The organism is Oerskovia sp. NPDC060338 (assembly GCF_042726295.1).
GTDB lineage: Bacteria > Actinomycetota > Actinomycetes > Actinomycetales > Cellulomonadaceae > Oerskovia > Oerskovia merdavium.
In genome coordinates, this window is record NZ_JBHXCQ010000005.1 from 198491 (window position 1) to 213031 (window position 14541).

Here is a 14541-nt window from a genome sequence, read left to right on the forward strand (position 1 = left end):
GCAGGACACGCCCGGCGGGCGCCGGCCCTCAGTCCTGCGCGAGCCGTGCCGGGAACCCGCCCGTGGCCACGGGGCCCCAGCCCGTGACCGTCACGCGCAGCAGCGACTTGCCCTGCGCGACCATGGCCCGGCGGTACTCGTCCCAGTCGGGGTGCTCCCCGGCGATCGAGCGGTAGTACTCGACGAGGGGCTCGACCGAGTCGGGCAGGTCGATCACCTCAGCCGTGCCGTCGACCTGGACCCAGGCGTCGTCGAAGTCCTCGCCCAGGACGCACAGCGACGCGGAGGGGTCGCGCCGCAGGTTCACGGCCTTGGCGCGGTCCGGGTAGGTCGAGACGACGACGCGCCCTTCGACGTCGACCCCGTACGTGACGGGGCTCATCTGCGGGGCGCCGCTCGCGCGCCGGGTGAGCAGCACGGCCCGCCGGTTGGCGCGCAGGAACGCGACGAGCTCCGCGCGTCCGATCCGGTCCGTGGTCGCGATCCGCCTGGCCATGCGTGCCTCCCGGGGAGAATTCTCATGAACGTGGTCCGCCCACAGACTAGACTCGTCCGCGTGCGTCGTCTGCGCACTCCCCACTCCCATCCCGGGACGCCACTGCGCGCCCCGGCATGTTCCGGAAGGACTCTCTCCGTGCTTCGCACCCATACAGCCGGCTCCCTGCGGGCCGAGCAGATCGGTCAGACCGTCACCCTCACCGGCTGGGTCGACCGTCGCCGCGATCACGGTGGGGTGGCCTTCATCGACCTGCGTGACGCCTCGGGCATCGCCCAGGTCGTCATCCGTGACGAGTCGGTCGCGCACCCGCTGCGCGCCGAGTTCGTGCTCCAGGTCACCGGTGAGGTCTCCCGGCGTCCCGAGGGCAACGAGAACAAGAACCTCCCCACGGGTGAGATCGAGGTCGTGGCGAGCGACGTCGTCGTGCTCAACGAGTCCGCGCCCCTGCCCTTCCAGGTCTCCACTGCCCTCGAGGGCAACGAGGTCATCGGCGAGGAGGCACGCCTCAAGCACCGCTACCTGGACCTGCGCCGCCCCACCCCGGCCCACGCCCTGCGCCTGCGCGCCAAGGCCAACCAGGCCGCACGCCGCGTGCTCGACGCGCAGGACTTCGTCGAGATCGAGACCCCGACCCTGACGCGCTCGACCCCGGAGGGCGCCCGCGACTTCCTGGTGCCCGCGCGCCTGGCGCCGGGCTCCTGGTACGCCCTGCCGCAGTCCCCGCAGCTGTTCAAGCAGCTGCTCATGGTCTCGGGCATGGAGCGCTACTACCAGATCGCCCGCTGCTACCGCGACGAGGACTTCCGCGCGGACCGACAGCCCGAGTTCACGCAGCTCGACGTCGAGATGAGCTTCGTCGAGCAGGACGACGTGATCGCGCTCGGCGAGAAGATCCTCGTCGCGCTGTGGGACCTCATCGGGTACAAGATCCCCACGCCCATCCCGCGCATGACGTTCCACGACGCGATGCGCCTGTACGGCTCGGACAAGCCGGACCTGCGCTTCGGCAACCCGCTCGTCGAGCTCACGGACTACTTCAAGGACACCCCGTTCCGCGTCTTCCAGGCCGAGTACGTGGGCGCCGTCGTCATGGCAGGCGGGGCCTCGCAGCCGCGCCGCCAGTTCGACGCCTGGCAGGAGTGGGCCAAGCAGCGCGGGGCCAAGGGCCTGGCGTACGTGACGTTCCAGGAGGACGGCACCCTCGCGGGCCCGGTCGCCAAGAACCTCTCGGAGGCCGAGCGCGAGGGCCTGCGCGACGCGACCGGCGCGCAGCCGGGCGACGCGGTGTTCTTCGCCGCGGGCAAGACCAACGAGTCGCGCGCCCTGCTGGGCGCGGCCCGTCAGGAGATCGCCAAGCGCACGGGCCAGATCGACGAGGACGCCTGGGCGTTCGTCTGGATCGTCGACGCGCCCCTGTTCAAGCCCACGGGGGAGGCCGCCGACGAGGGCGACGTCGCACTGGGCAACTCGGCCTGGACCGCGGTGCACCACGCGTTCACCTCGCCCACGCCCGAGTGGATCGACACGTTCGAGCAGAACCCGGGCGAGGCGCTCGCCTACGCGTACGACATCGTGTGCAACGGCAACGAGATCGGCGGCGGCTCGATCCGTATCCACCGCCGCGACGTCCAGGAGCGCGTGTTCGCGGTCATGGGCATCGGCGAGGAGGAAGCACAGGAGAAGTTCGGCTTCCTGCTCGACGCCTTCGCGTTCGGCGCCCCGCCGCACGGCGGCATCGCGTTCGGCTGGGACCGCATCGTGGCGCTGCTGACGAAGTCGGAGTCGATCCGCGACGTCATCGCGTTCCCCAAGTCGGGCGGCGGGTACGACCCGCTGACGCAGGCGCCAGCGCCCATCACGGCGCAGCAGCGCAAGGAGGCGGGCGTCGACGCGAAGCCCAAGGCCGCGCCCGCACCGGACGCCGCTGCGGACACCGACGCCGCTCCTGCCGCCACCGGGAAGGCGTGACCGCCCCGGACACCCGCACGCAGGCAAGGACGCTGGGAGGCTCGACCGGTCTGACGGACCGGTGGGCCTCCCACCCCTTTGTCCTGACCGACCTCGCGGAGTGGGACGTGCGCGGGGTGTGGCAGGACGAGCACGCGTGCGTGCTGAGCGTGGCGCTCGCGGCCCCGGCGGCCGGGGTCGAGGAGCCCGACGGCGCCGCTCGCCCTCCGCAGGCCGTCGGCCTGTGGGGCGTGGGGTCGGCCGAGGCGACGGCGGACGTGCTGGCCCGGGTCGTGGGCTCGGGCGTGATCGGCGACCGCGTGGTCAGCGCGGGGCTGCCGCGCGGGACGCTCGGCTTCCTGGGCGACCGGGTCGCGGACGCTGACCTGCCGGCCGTCCTGCGCGACGGCGACGGTCGGTCGGTGTCGAGCTGGGACTTCTTCGCCACGCGCGAGGCCCCGCCCGCTCAGCCGGGCGAGGAGCGGGTCGAGGCCCTGACCGGGCCGTCGGCCGCGGCCGAGGTGCGCGCGTGCCTGGACGTCGCGAACCCGCTCGCGGAGATGAGCCCCGAGGACCCGTGGGCCCGCTGGTGGGGATGGCGCGGCCCGGACGGTGTGCTGCGCGGGGTCGTCGGTGCCCGGCAGGTCGAGCCCGGCACGCCCTGGGCGCTGGGCAGCATCGCGACCGACCCCGCCTGGCGCGGGCACGGCATCGCCGCGGCCACCACGGCCGTCGTGACCCGGGCCGGTCTGGCCGAGGCGGACTGGGTGACCCTGGGCATGTACGCCGACAACGACGCGGCCCGCCGCGTCTACTCCCGGCTGGGCTACGCCGTCGTGCAGGAGTTCGAGAGCCGCCACTGAGCCGTTCGCCGTAGGGGACGGTGCTCTGGTGCGACGCACCCGGCGTTCTGCACCAGAGCTCCGCACCCGGCGATGCAGGCACGGGCAGCGGCGGTCAGTGCGTGATCGAGAACCTCGAGTACAACCACCTCAGGTGCTTGGGGGCCCACCAGTTGGCCCGGCCCAGGAGCGTCATGGTGGCCGGCACCAGCAGGATCCGCACGATCGTCGCGTCGATGAAGACCGCCACGGCCAGAGCGAACCCGACCTCCTTGATCACGAGCAGCTCGCCGAACACGAAGCCCGCGAACACCACGATGATGATGGCCGCGGCCGAGGTGATGATGCGCCCCGACCTCTGCAGGCCTAGCCGGACGGCTTCGTCGTTGGACAGGCCCGCGTCGTGCAGCTCCTTGATGCGCGAGAGCAGGAAGACCTCGTAGTCCATGGCCAGGCCGAACGCGAACGCGATCACGAGCGCCACGACGTAGGTCTCGATGCCGCCCGCCGACGAGAAGTCCAGCACGCCCTCCAGGTGCCCCTCCTGGAACACCCACACGAGCACGCCCAGCGACGCGGCCAGCGACAGCACGTTGGTCAGCAGGGCCTTGACCGGGATGAGCACCGACCCCGTCATGAGGAACAGCAGCACGAACGTCGCCACGACCACGATCCCCACGGCCCACCACACCCGGTCCGCGAGCGCCGCCCGGAAGTCGACCTGCCCGGCCGCCTGGCCCGTGACGTAGACGTCGAAGCCGGGGTCCAGGGCCCGCACCTCGTCCACGACGGCCACCGCCTCGGGGCCGCCCGCGTCGTCGGCGTCGACGTGGACCCCGACGACCGCGTGGTCGGTGCCGACGGCGACCGCCGGGTCGACCCGCTCGACGTGCTCGAGTCCCGCGATCTCCTCGGCCCAGGCCTGGGCCCGCTCGGGCGTGGAGTCGGTCACGACGCGCAGGTCGGGGCTCTCGGACGCGGGGAACTGCGCGGTGACCTCGTTGACGAACTCGCGCTGGGGCGAGCTCTGGGGCAGGAGCTCGATGCCCGAGTTGCGCATCTGCAGACCCAGGACGGGCAGGGCCAGGACGACCAGGACCGCCACGGTGCCGAGCATGACCCACACCGGGTGGCGCTGGACGCGGCCGGTGAGGCGCGAGAACACGCCCTCGTCGGACTGGACGTCGGCCGTGCGCGCCAGGACGGCCCGCAGCCCGGGGACGCGGCTGAGGACGCTGGGAGCCACCAGGCGGTGCCCGGCGAGGGCGAGCAGGGCGGGCACGAGCGTCATGGCCGTGGCCACGGCGATCAGGATGATCGCGAGCCCCGCCGCGCCGATCGCGCGCAGGATGTCGGGCTCGAAGACCATGAGCCCGGCGATGGAGATGGCGACGGTCAGCGCGGAGAAGGCGACGGTGCGTCCCGCGGTGGCCATGGTGCGCACGACCGCGGCCGTGACCTCGGCCTGTGACGACGGGCCGGACGTCGCGGTCCCGCCGGGGGCACGCTCGTCGACGAGCCGGTGCAGCTCCTCACGGAAGCGCGAGACGATCAGCAGCCCGTAGTCGATCGACAGGCCCAGGCCCAGCAGGGTCACGACGTTGACGACCGACGCGTCGATCGTGAGCGGGTAGGACAGCGCGAGCAGAACCCCTAGGCCTGCGCCGATCGAGGCGATGGCCCCCGCCATGGGCATCGCGGCCGCGAGGAACCCGCCGAAGACGAGGACCATGACGAGCAGGGCGATGGGCAGGGCGATCATCTCGCCCGTCGTGAGGTCCTTCTCGACCTGCGACGTGATGGCCTCGACGATCAGGTCGTTGCTCGAGACGAGCCCGGTCGCGCCCGGCGAGGCCTCGGCCAGGTCCTCGGGGACGGCCTCGAGGCGTTCGACGACGTCGCTCGCCGCAGCAGCCGTGGTCTCCTCGTCGAGGCCGGCCTCGAGCGTGACCGACACCAGGAACCCGTCGCCGTCGGCCGCGACGAGCGACTGGGCGGCCTCGGTCTCGAGGCCGCCGGGGATCACGAACGGGTCGACGACCGTCGCGACCCCGGTGATCGCGTCGAGCTGCCGGTGCACGGGGTCCATGGCCGCGGCGACCGCAGGGTCGGCCGGGTCGGCGCCGCTCACGAGCAGCGAGATCTCCTCGCCCGTGGTGTCCTGCTCGGTCAAGATCTGCGTGCCGCGCTCGCTCTGCGAGCCCGGGACCGCGGGCTCGCCCGTGGTCAGGCGGTCGAACAGGCTCTCGCCGTGGACACCCACGACGGCGAGGGCGAAGCCGAGGACGGTCAGCACGACCCAGACGGCGACGGTCAGGCGGGGACGGTGGGCGACGGCGCGCCCCAGGCTCTCGAACACCCGGCCAGCATGGCACCTCGGCCGGGGCGGTGCCGGGTCGTGCAGGATGTGGGCGGACCGGAGTCGGTGGGTGTGGGTGGCGGTGCGTAGGCTCGGTGCATGCTTCCCGGGATGGACCTGTTCGACGCCGCGACCTCCGGCACCCAGGGGACACCCCGCCCGGGGCCGGGCTCGCCCCTCGCGGTGCGCATGCGCCCGGCGGCCCTCGAGGAGGTGGCCGGGCAGGAGCACCTGCTGGTCGCCGGCTCGCCCCTGCGTCGCCTGATCGACGTGGACGGGCCGGGCGCCTCGCGCGCGGCCCCGGGCTCGGTCATCCTGTGGGGCCCGCCAGGCACGGGCAAGACGACGCTCGCCTACCTCATCGCCTCGACCTCGGGCCGGCGCTTCGTCGAGCTCTCGGCCGTCACCGCGGGCGTCAAGGACGTGCGCCAGGTCATCGACGACGCCCGGCGCCGTCTGGCCACGGGCGGCGAGGAGACCGTCCTGTTCATCGACGAGGTCCACCGCTTCTCCAAGTCCCAGCAGGACGCGCTGCTGCCCAGCGTGGAGAACCGCTGGGTCACGCTCGTGGCGGCCACCACGGAGAACCCGAGCTTCTCGGTCAACTCGCCCCTGCTCTCGCGCTCGCTCCTACTGACCCTCAAGCCCCTCACGTCGGGCGACGTGCGCGCCCTGGTGCACCGCGCGCTGGTCGACGAGCGCGGGCTGGGCGGGGCCGTGACCCTCGCGGAGGAGGCCGAGGAGCACCTGGTCCGCCTCGCGGGCGGCGACGCCCGCAAGGCCCTGACGATCCTCGAGGCCGCCGCGGGCGCCGCGCTCTCGGAGGTGCCGGACGCCCCGGTGCGCACCACGGGTTCCGACGACGACGCGCCGGACCCGGGCGACGCCGTCGGGCGTGCGGGCGCGGACGACCCGGGGGAGGGGGCGGAGGCTCCCGACGAGGGCGAGGACGAGGACCGCGCGACCGGGGAGAGCCCCGCGCCGGGGACGGCGCACGGCGCCGTGGTCGTCGACCTCGAGACCATGGAGCGCGCGATCGACGTCGCCGCGGTCCGCTACGACCGCGACGGCGACCAGCACTACGACGTCACGAGCGCCTTCATCAAGTCCGTGCGCGGCTCGGACGTCGACGCATCCCTGCACTACCTCGCGCGCATGATCGCCGCGGGTGAGGACCCCCGGTTCATCGCCCGGCGCATCGTCATCTCGGCCGCGGAGGACGTCGGCATGGCCGACCCCAGCGCCCTGCAGACCGCGGTCGCCGCGGCCCAGGCCGTCGCGCTCATCGGTATGCCCGAGGCCCGGATCATCCTGGCCGAGGCTGTCGTGCACCTCGCGACGGCCCCCAAGTCCAACGCGGCCTACCTCGGGATCGACGCGGCCCTCGCGGACGTGCGCGCGGGCAAGGTCGGCACGGTGCCCGCGCACCTGCGCGACGCCCACTACGCGGGGGCCAAGGAGCTGGGGCACGGCAAGGGGTACAAGTACGCGCACGACGCCCCGCACGCGGTCGCGCGCCAGCAGTACCTCCCGGACGTCCTGCAGGGCACGCGCTACTACACCCCCACCGACCGCGGGTTCGAGCGCTCGGTGACCGAGCGGCTCGAGCGGATCCGGCAGATCCTGGGCGACTGAGGGCCGGCGGACGGAGCTGGGGTGCTCGTCGGCACGTCACCGGCGGCCCGTGACCAGGGCGCGGCCCGCCCCCCGTGCCCCGTGCGGTAGACTTCTCAGGTTGTCTCCGCCCGTCAGGGCAGGGACGGCCACCTGGGACCTCGGCCCCGCAGCCCCGCAGGACACCCTCGACCCAGGTCGAGGGGAGTCGCATCCTCACGGATCACGGTGGTGGCTCATCGGCTGGTCCCGCACCCGGCAATCCGCACGGGTGTGACGTCAAGAACACGACAGGACAGGAACACACTGTGTCTTCAGTGACTCGTTCGCGCCGCCAGGTTCGCCTGAGCCGCGCGCTGGGCCTCGCGCTCACGCCCAAGGCAGTCAAGCACTTCGAGAAGCGTCCCTACCCGCCCGGTGAGCACGGCCGCGCCCGTCGCCGCACCGAGTCGGACTACGCGGTCCGTCTGCGCGAGAAGCAGCGTCTGCGCGCCCAGTACGCGCTTCGCGAGAAGCAGATGGCTCGCGCCTACGAGGACGCTCGCAAGGACGCCGGTCTGACCGGTGAGGCCCTGGTCGAGAACCTCGAGATGCGTCTCGACGCGCTCGTGCTGCGCTCCGGCTTCGCCCGCACCATCCTGCAGGCGCGCCAGGCCGTCGGCCACCGCCACATCCTCGTCGACGGCAAGATCGTCGACCGCCCCTCGTTCAAGGTCAAGCCGGGTCAGACGATCCAGGTCAAGCCGAAGAGCCAGGCCACCACGCCGTTCCAGGTCGCCGCTGCCGGTGCGCACCGCGACGTCCTGCCGGCCGTCCCGGCCTACCTCGACGTCCAGCTCGAGAAGCTGAGCGCCGTCCTGGTGCGTCGCCCCAAGCGCGTCGAGGTCCCCGTGACCTGCGAGGTCCAGCTCGTCGTCGAGTACTACGCTCGCTGATCCTCCTGCGCGGCTGCTGCCGCGCGCCGTGCACGAACGCCTCGCTCACCGCTTCGACGGGGAGCGGGGCGTTCGTGCATCCGGGTAAGGTTTCGCGAGGCGTGCCGCTCGTCGCGTCGCGCCATCGAAGGAGGAGCAGGAGATGTCCGTAGGAGATGTGGCCGGGCTGATCGCCGCCATCGCATTCGTGCTGCTGGTCGGGGTCCTCGCGGTTCCTCTGGTCAAGCTCGGCCGGGTCCTCGACGAGGCCCGCGTGAGCATCAAGGAGGTCACGGACCACTCGGTGCCGATCCTCGACGAGGCCGCGACCACGGTCGCGACCACGAACAGCCAGCTCGTCAAGGTCGACACGATCACGACGTCCGCGGCCCAGGTCAGCGAGAACGTCTCGGCGCTGACCGGGCTGTACGCGGCGACCTTCGGGGCGCCGCTCGTCAAGGTCGCGGCGTTCACCTACGGCGTGCGCCAGGCCTTCGCTCGCGCCTCGGGGCGCTCGGGCCCGCGGGCCGGTCGCTGATGCGACGGGTCTTCTGGGTCAGTGTCGGCGTCGCCGTCACGGTCGTCGTGGTGGTCAAGGGGCGGCAGGTGATCGCGCGCTACGCGCCCGCCTCGCTCGTCGACCAGGCGACCGACCAGGTCAACGCGCTCGGCGAGAAGGCCACGGGCTTCGTCGCGGTCTTCCGTGAAGAGTTCCGCACCGCGCGCGACGCGCGCGAGGCCGAGCTCCTCGCGGCCCTGCTCGCCGAGGGTCAGCCGCACCCCGACGACGTGCGCGCGGCCCGCGCCGCCCGGCGCGAGCGCACGGGCAGCCCCGACCTCGACGACGACGAGGACCTCCTGGGGTACTCGTTCTACTGATCCATCTGCCGGACCCCCGCCGGCCGACCTCCGCCCGTCGCGCAGCGCGCACGGTCCGGGAGGGAAGCAGCGCGGGAACATACTTGTTCTAGCCGGTGCCGGCCGCCCAGCGGCGCGCCCCGGCCCGTTCCATCACCGACCTCCGAAGGACATCATGCGTACCGCCGAGATCCGCAAGCGTTGGCTCGACTACTTCGCCGCCCAGGACCACACCGTCGTGCCCTCGGCGTCGCTGATCTCGCCGGACCCGTCGACCTTGTTCACCATCGCGGGCATGGTGCCGTTCATCCCGTACATGACGGGTGAGCAGACCGCGCCCTGGGAGCGTGCGACGAGCGTCCAGAAGTGCGTGCGCACGCTCGACATCGAGGACGTGGGCAAGACCACGCGTCACGGCACGTTCTTCCAGATGAACGGGAACTTCTCGTTCGGGGACTACTTCAAGGAAGGTGCCATCACCTACGCCTGGGACCTCATCACGCGGTCGCAGGACGAGGGTGGCTACGGCATCCCCGAGGACAAGATCTGGGTGACCGTCTTCCACGAGGACGACGAGGCGCGCCAGCTCTGGAAGAAGATCGCAGGCCTGCCGGACGAGCGCATCCAGGGCCTCGGCATGGGACCCAACTACTGGTCCACGGGTGCCCGAGGACCGGCCGGCCCGTGCTCGGAGATCTTCTACGACCGTGGCCCGGCCTACGGCCCGGACGGCGGCCCCGCGATCGACCTCGCGGGCGACCGGTTCCTGGAGATCTGGAACCTCGTCTTCATGCAGTACGAGCGCGGGGACGGTGGGACCAAGGAGTCCTTCCCCATCCTGGGCGAGCTCACGAAGAAGAACATCGACACCGGCATGGGCCTCGAGCGCGTCGCGTTCGTCCTGCAGGGCGTCGACAACATGTACGAGATCGACGAGGTCTTCCCCGTCATCGCCGCGGCCCAGGAGCTCTCGGGCAAGCGCTACGGCGCCGACACCGACGACGACGTGCGCATGCGCGTGGTCGCCGACCACGTCCGCTCGGCCCTCATGATCATCAGCGACGGCGTGCGCCCCTCGAACGAGGGCCGGGGCTACGTCCTGCGCCGGCTGCTGCGCCGCTCGGTGCGCGCCATGCGCCTGCTGGGCGTCGAGGACCCCTCGCTGCCCCAGTTGTTCCCCGTCTCGCGCGACGCCATGCAGGCCTCCTACCCGGAGGTCGGCACCGACTTCGAGCGCATCTCCCAGATCGCCTACGCCGAGGAGGAGGCGTTCCGCCGCACCCTGACCTCGGGCACCACGATCCTGGACACCGCGGTCGCGGCCGCCAAGACCACGGCCGGGTCGTCCGGCACGCCCGTCCTGCCCGGCGACCAGGCGTTCGCCCTGCACGACACGTACGGCTTCCCGATCGACCTGACCCTCGAGATGGCCGCCGAGCAGGGCGTCCAGGTGGACGAGAAGGCGTTCCGCGCCCTCATGCAGGAGCAGCGCACGCGTGCTCGTGCCGACGCGCTCGCCAAGCGCACGGGCGGGGTCGACACCGCTGCCTACGAGGCGCTGCAGAGCGAGCTCGCGCGCCCCGTGGAGTTCCTCGGCTACACCGACGCCACGGCGTCGGTCAACGTCGTGGGCCTCCTGGTCGACGGCGTGCCCTCCCCGGCCGCGACGGCCCCGGCCGACGTCGAGGTCGTGCTCGACCGCACGCCGTTCTACGCCGAGGCCGGTGGCCAACTCGCCGACCACGGGACGATCGTGCTCGACGGCGGCGCGACCATCGAGGTCGACGACGTGCAGCGCCCCATCAAGGGCTTCTCGGTCCACCGTGGACGCCTCGTCGAGGGCGTGGTGGCGCTGGGGGACCCCGGCACCGCACAGATCGACACGGCGCGCCGCAAGGCGATCAGCCGCGCCCACACCGCGACGCACATGATCCACAAGTCCATCCAGGAGGCCCTGGGCAAGGACGCGACGCAGGCCGGCTCGGAGAACGCCCCGAGCCGCATCCGCTTCGACTTCCGCGCCTCGAGCGCCGTGCCCGCAGGGGTCCTGTCTGAGGTCGAGGAGCGCGTCAACACCCAGCTCGCCGAGAACCTCGAGGTCACGGACAAGGTCATGCCCATCGCCGAGGCCAGGGCCCTGGGCGCCATGGCGCTGTTCGGCGAGAAGTACGGCGACCAGGTGCGCGTCGTGTCGATCGGCGGCGACTGGTCGCGCGAGCTGTGCGCGGGCACGCACGTCAAGCAGTCCGGCCAGCTCGGCCTGGTCACGCTGCTCGGCGAGTCCTCGATCGGTTCGGGAGTGCGCCGCGTCGACGCCCTGGTCGGCGACGGGGCCTACGGCTTCCAGGCCAAGGAGCACGCCCTGGTGGGGCAGCTCACGGGCCTGCTCAACGTGCGCACCGAGGAGCTGCCCGACCGGGTGAGCTCGCTCGTGTCGCGCCTGCGCGACGCGGAGAAGGAGCTCGGTGCGCTGCGACAGGCCCAGCTCCTGGCCGCGGCCTCGAACCTCGCGGCGGGTGCGGAGACCGTGGGCACCACGCGCGTCGTGGTGCACGACGCGGGTGAGGTCGCCTCGGCCGACGACCTGCGCGCGCTCGCGCTCGACGTGCGTGGACGCCTCGCGGACTCCGCACCGAGCGTCGTCGCGGTCGGCGGCGTGAGCAAGGAGCGCCCCCAGGTCGTGATCGTCACCAACGCGCCGGCGCGCGAAGCGGGCCTGCGGGCCGGCGCCCTCGCGAAGAAGGCGTCGGGCGTGCTCGGCGGCGGGGGCGGCGGCAAGGACGACATGGCCCAGGGGGGCGGCACCGACGTGTCCGCGCTCCCGGCGGCCCTCGCGGGCATCCGCGACGACGTCGCCTCGGCGCTCTGAGCGGCGACCGGATGACGTTCGACGAGCACCAGGCGGGCGTCCCTCTCCCGAGGGGCGCCCGCCTGGGCGTCGACGTGGGCAGCGTGCGGGTCGGGCTCGCCACGAGCGACCCCGACGGTCTGATCGCGACCCCCGTCGAGACGCTGGCGCGCGACCTCAAGACCGCAGCTCCGGCGCCCGACGACGCCGCGTCCCCCTTGCCGAGCGATGTCGCCCGGATCGCGGCGGAAGTGGAGGAACGAGGTGCACGTGTGGTGTACATCGGGCTCCCTCGACACCTTTCCGGGGCAGAAGGTGCCGCCACCCAGGGGGCACGTGCGTACGCTGGACTGGTGGCCCGTGCCATCGCACCCGTCCCGGTGCACCTCGTCGACGAACGGATGACGACCGTCAGCGCCCACCAGGCGTTGCGGGCCTCGGGCCGCGCTGGGCGCAAGCAGCGCTCTGTCGTGGACCAGGCGGCGGCGGTTATCATCCTCCAGACCGCTCTGGACCGTGAGCGGAGCGCGGGGGCGCGCGCTGGAGAGTACGTAGAACGTTGATCGTCGTGACGTGGCAAGGACCGCCGCGCACGCACTCGTCAGGAGGCAACCTCCCGTGACCGACCTATTCGAACGCCCGCCGGTACAGCACGAGCAACCGACCCGGGCGTCCCGCTCGGGTGGCAGGGACCGCAGGGCCGCGAAGAAGCGCGCCCAGCGTCGGCGTCGCCGCACCCTCATCGTGGTGGTGGCGCTGCTGCTCGTCGGCGGGGCCGGGTACTACCTGGTCTCGAACGCGTCGAGCCTGCTGGGCTTCGAGAACCCGTTCGCCGCCTCGGACTACGAGGGCCAGGGGGTTGACCCGGTCGACGTCACGATCGAACCGGGCTCGACCGGCGCGGTCATCGGGCAGACGCTCGTCGACGCCGGGGTCGTGAAGTCGGTCAAGGCGTTCACCGACGCCTACAAGGCCAACCCCGAGGCGAGCAAGATCCAGCCGGGCAACTTCACCATGCTCACCGAGATGAAGGGCTCGGCCGCCGTGGCGCTGCTGCTCTCCAAGGAGAGCAAGAACGAGACGAAGCTGACCATCCCCGAGGGGTTCACCAAGGCGCAGGTCATCGACCGCGCCGTGTCGGTGACCGGGAAGCCGGTCGAGGAGTTCGAGGCCGCCATGGCAGATCCTGCCGCGGTGGGCCTCCCGGCCGAGGCCGGCGGCAACTTCGAGGGCTGGTTCTTCCCGGCGACCTACCTGCTCGAGCCCGACGACACGCCCGCGACCATCGTGGCCAACATGGTCGCGGCGACCGTGAGCAACCTCGACGCGCTGGGTGTCGCGCCCGCCGATCGCGAGACGGTGATCACCAAGGCGTCGCTGGTCGAGCGCGAGGCCAAGTTCGAAGCCGACCGCCCCAAGATGGCCCGGGCGATCGAGAACAGGCTCGAACGAGACATGCTCCTTCAGATCGACGCCGCCGTGGCCTACGGGCTCGGTCGCTCCGGCACCTCGCTCTCCAAGCCGGACCTGGCCGACGCGTCCAACCCGTACAACACCTACAAGCACAAGGGGCTGCCGCCGGGGCCCATCGCCTCGCCGGGGAAGGCCTCGATCGAGGCCGTGCTCAACCCGGAGCCCGGGGACTGGATCTTCTGGGTCGCCGTGAACCTCGACACGGGCGAGACCAAGTTCTCGTCCACGAACGCCGAGCACGAGAAGTACAAGGCCGAGCTGCGTGCGTGGGAGGCGGAGAACCCGTGACAGAGGCGACGCACCGCGCCGCCGTCCTGGGCCACCCGGTGGCCCACTCGCTCTCGCCCGTCCTGCACTCGGCCGCTTACCGCGCGCTGGGTCTGGACGGGTGGGAGTACACCGCGATCGACGTGACCGAGGAGCGGCTGCGCGGCTTCGTGGAGGGCCTCGACGACGCGTGGGCGGGCCTGAGCCTGACCATGCCGCTCAAGCAGGTCGTGTTCGAGCTGCTCGACCACGTCGAGCCGCTCGCCGAGGTCGTGGGGGCCGTCAACACGGTCCTGTTCCAGCCCACGGGCTCCGGGCGGACCCTGGTCGGGGCCAACACGGACGTCCACGGCCTGGTCGCCGCGCTGCGCGAGGGACTGGGCAGCGGCGCGGGGGAGCGGCCCGTCGCGTCCGCCGTCGTGCTGGGGGCAGGGGCCACGGCCGCCTCGACCCTGGCGGCGCTCGCCGAGCTGGGCTGCACGTCGCCGACCGTGCTGGTGCGTTCGCTCGGGCGCACGGGCGGCCTCCAGCGGGCCGCGCACAGGATGGGGGTGACCCCGCGCTTCGAGCTGCTGGACCCGGCGAGCGCGCGCGTGCGCGACGTCGACGTGGTCGTGTCGACCCTGCCCTCGCGGGCGGCGGACCCGGTCGCGGAGGCGCTCACGGCGCACGCCGCGGCGGGGGGCGCCGCCCCGCGCGGCGTCCTGCTCGACGTGGTCTACGACCCCCGCCCGACGGCCCTCTCCCGGGCCTGGGCGGCCGGGGCACCGGACCGGGAGGGCGTGGTCGTGGGCGGCGAGCGCATGCTCCTGCACCAGGCTGCCGAGCAGGTACGCCTGATGACGGGGCAGGTCGCGCCGCTGGCCGCGATGGCAGCAGCCCTCGAGGAGGCGCTCGCCCCGAGCGTCGCCGGGGCCTGA

General features: G+C 72.5%; 12 protein-coding genes. 10 read left to right on the forward strand and 2 right to left on the reverse strand.

Annotation, left to right across the window (positions count from 1 at the left end; genetic code table 11):
• Positions 1 to 28: 28 nt before the first annotated feature.
• Positions 29 to 496, reverse strand: a complete 468-nt coding sequence (locus ACFWGN_RS08300) for a PPOX class F420-dependent oxidoreductase (RefSeq protein WP_377616467.1) — start codon at positions 494 to 496, stop codon at positions 29 to 31.
• Positions 497 to 634: 138 nt separating this feature from the next.
• On the opposite strand from ACFWGN_RS08300, the gene aspS reads away from it, so the two are divergent.
• Positions 635 to 2467 carry an aspartate--tRNA ligase gene (aspS, locus tag ACFWGN_RS08305; protein ID WP_377616468.1) on the forward strand — a complete coding sequence of 611 codons (1833 nt, stop codon included), beginning with the start codon at positions 635 to 637 and terminating at the stop codon, positions 2465 to 2467.
• The gene (locus ACFWGN_RS08310; RefSeq protein ID WP_377616469.1) at positions 2464 to 3309 is read left to right on the forward strand and encodes a GNAT family N-acetyltransferase; all 846 of its coding nucleotides are present in this window, start codon (positions 2464 to 2466) and stop codon (positions 3307 to 3309) included. The genes aspS and ACFWGN_RS08310 overlap by 4 nt, the downstream gene beginning before the upstream one ends.
• Positions 3310 to 3403: 94 nt before the next feature.
• Here ACFWGN_RS08310 and ACFWGN_RS08315 read toward each other — a convergent pair whose 3' ends face one another.
• A complete protein-coding gene (locus tag ACFWGN_RS08315) occupies positions 3404 to 5647 on the reverse strand; it encodes an MMPL family transporter (protein ID WP_377616470.1) in 2244 nt (747 codons plus the stop codon).
• Positions 5648 to 5758: 111 nt separating this feature from the next.
• Here ACFWGN_RS08315 and ACFWGN_RS08320 point away from each other — a divergent pair, with 111 nt between their 5' ends.
• The 8 genes from ACFWGN_RS08320 (at position 5759) to ACFWGN_RS08355 (ending at position 14541) form a co-directional block, all read left to right on the forward strand.
• Positions 5759 to 7282 (forward strand): replication-associated recombination protein A, encoded by a 1524-nt coding sequence (locus ACFWGN_RS08320; RefSeq protein ID WP_377616536.1) that lies wholly within the window; start codon positions 5759 to 5761, stop codon positions 7280 to 7282.
• A 287-nt stretch (positions 7283 to 7569) separates the two neighbouring features.
• The gene (gene rpsD / locus ACFWGN_RS08325; protein WP_056652049.1) at positions 7570 to 8196 is read left to right on the forward strand and encodes a 30S ribosomal protein S4; all 627 of its coding nucleotides are present in this window, start codon (positions 7570 to 7572) and stop codon (positions 8194 to 8196) included.
• A gap of 142 nt (positions 8197 to 8338) precedes the next feature.
• Positions 8339 to 8713, forward strand: coding sequence for a DUF948 domain-containing protein (locus tag ACFWGN_RS08330; RefSeq protein ID WP_056652045.1), 375 nt, complete (start codon positions 8339 to 8341; stop codon positions 8711 to 8713).
• Positions 8713 to 9054, forward strand: coding sequence for a hypothetical protein (locus tag ACFWGN_RS08335; protein ID WP_377616471.1), 342 nt, complete (start codon positions 8713 to 8715; stop codon positions 9052 to 9054). The genes ACFWGN_RS08330 and ACFWGN_RS08335 overlap by 1 nt, the downstream gene beginning before the upstream one ends.
• Positions 9055 to 9208: 154 nt before the next feature.
• A complete protein-coding gene (gene alaS / locus ACFWGN_RS08340) occupies positions 9209 to 11902 on the forward strand; it encodes an alanine--tRNA ligase (protein ID WP_377616472.1) in 2694 nt (897 codons plus the stop codon).
• Positions 11903 to 11913: 11 nt separating this feature from the next.
• Complete coding sequence (gene ruvX, locus ACFWGN_RS08345; protein WP_354505486.1) at positions 11914 to 12444, forward strand: Holliday junction resolvase RuvX; 531 nt, start codon at positions 11914 to 11916, stop codon at positions 12442 to 12444.
• 55 nt (positions 12445 to 12499) lie between these two features.
• Complete coding sequence (mltG, locus tag ACFWGN_RS08350) at positions 12500 to 13642, forward strand: endolytic transglycosylase MltG (protein ID WP_377616473.1); 1143 nt, start codon at positions 12500 to 12502, stop codon at positions 13640 to 13642.
• On the forward strand, positions 13639 to 14541 hold the full coding sequence (locus ACFWGN_RS08355) for a shikimate dehydrogenase (RefSeq protein ID WP_377616474.1): 903 nt from the start codon (positions 13639 to 13641) through the stop codon (positions 14539 to 14541). The genes mltG and ACFWGN_RS08355 overlap by 4 nt, the downstream gene beginning before the upstream one ends.

Coding starts and splice junctions, on each gene's coding strand:
- ACFWGN_RS08300 (WP_377616467.1), bottom strand. CDS start 496: ATGGCCAGGCGGATCGCGACCACGGACCGGATCGGACGCGCGGAGCTC.
- ACFWGN_RS08320 (WP_377616536.1), top strand. CDS start 5,759: ATGGACCTGTTCGACGCCGCGACCTCCGGCACCCAGGGGACACCCCGC.
- ACFWGN_RS08330 (WP_056652045.1), top strand. CDS start 8,339: ATGTCCGTAGGAGATGTGGCCGGGCTGATCGCCGCCATCGCATTCGTG.
- ACFWGN_RS08335 (WP_377616471.1), top strand. CDS start 8,713: ATGCGACGGGTCTTCTGGGTCAGTGTCGGCGTCGCCGTCACGGTCGTC.
- alaS (WP_377616472.1), top strand. CDS start 9,209: ATGCGTACCGCCGAGATCCGCAAGCGTTGGCTCGACTACTTCGCCGCC.
- ruvX (WP_354505486.1), top strand. CDS start 11,914: ATGACGTTCGACGAGCACCAGGCGGGCGTCCCTCTCCCGAGGGGCGCC.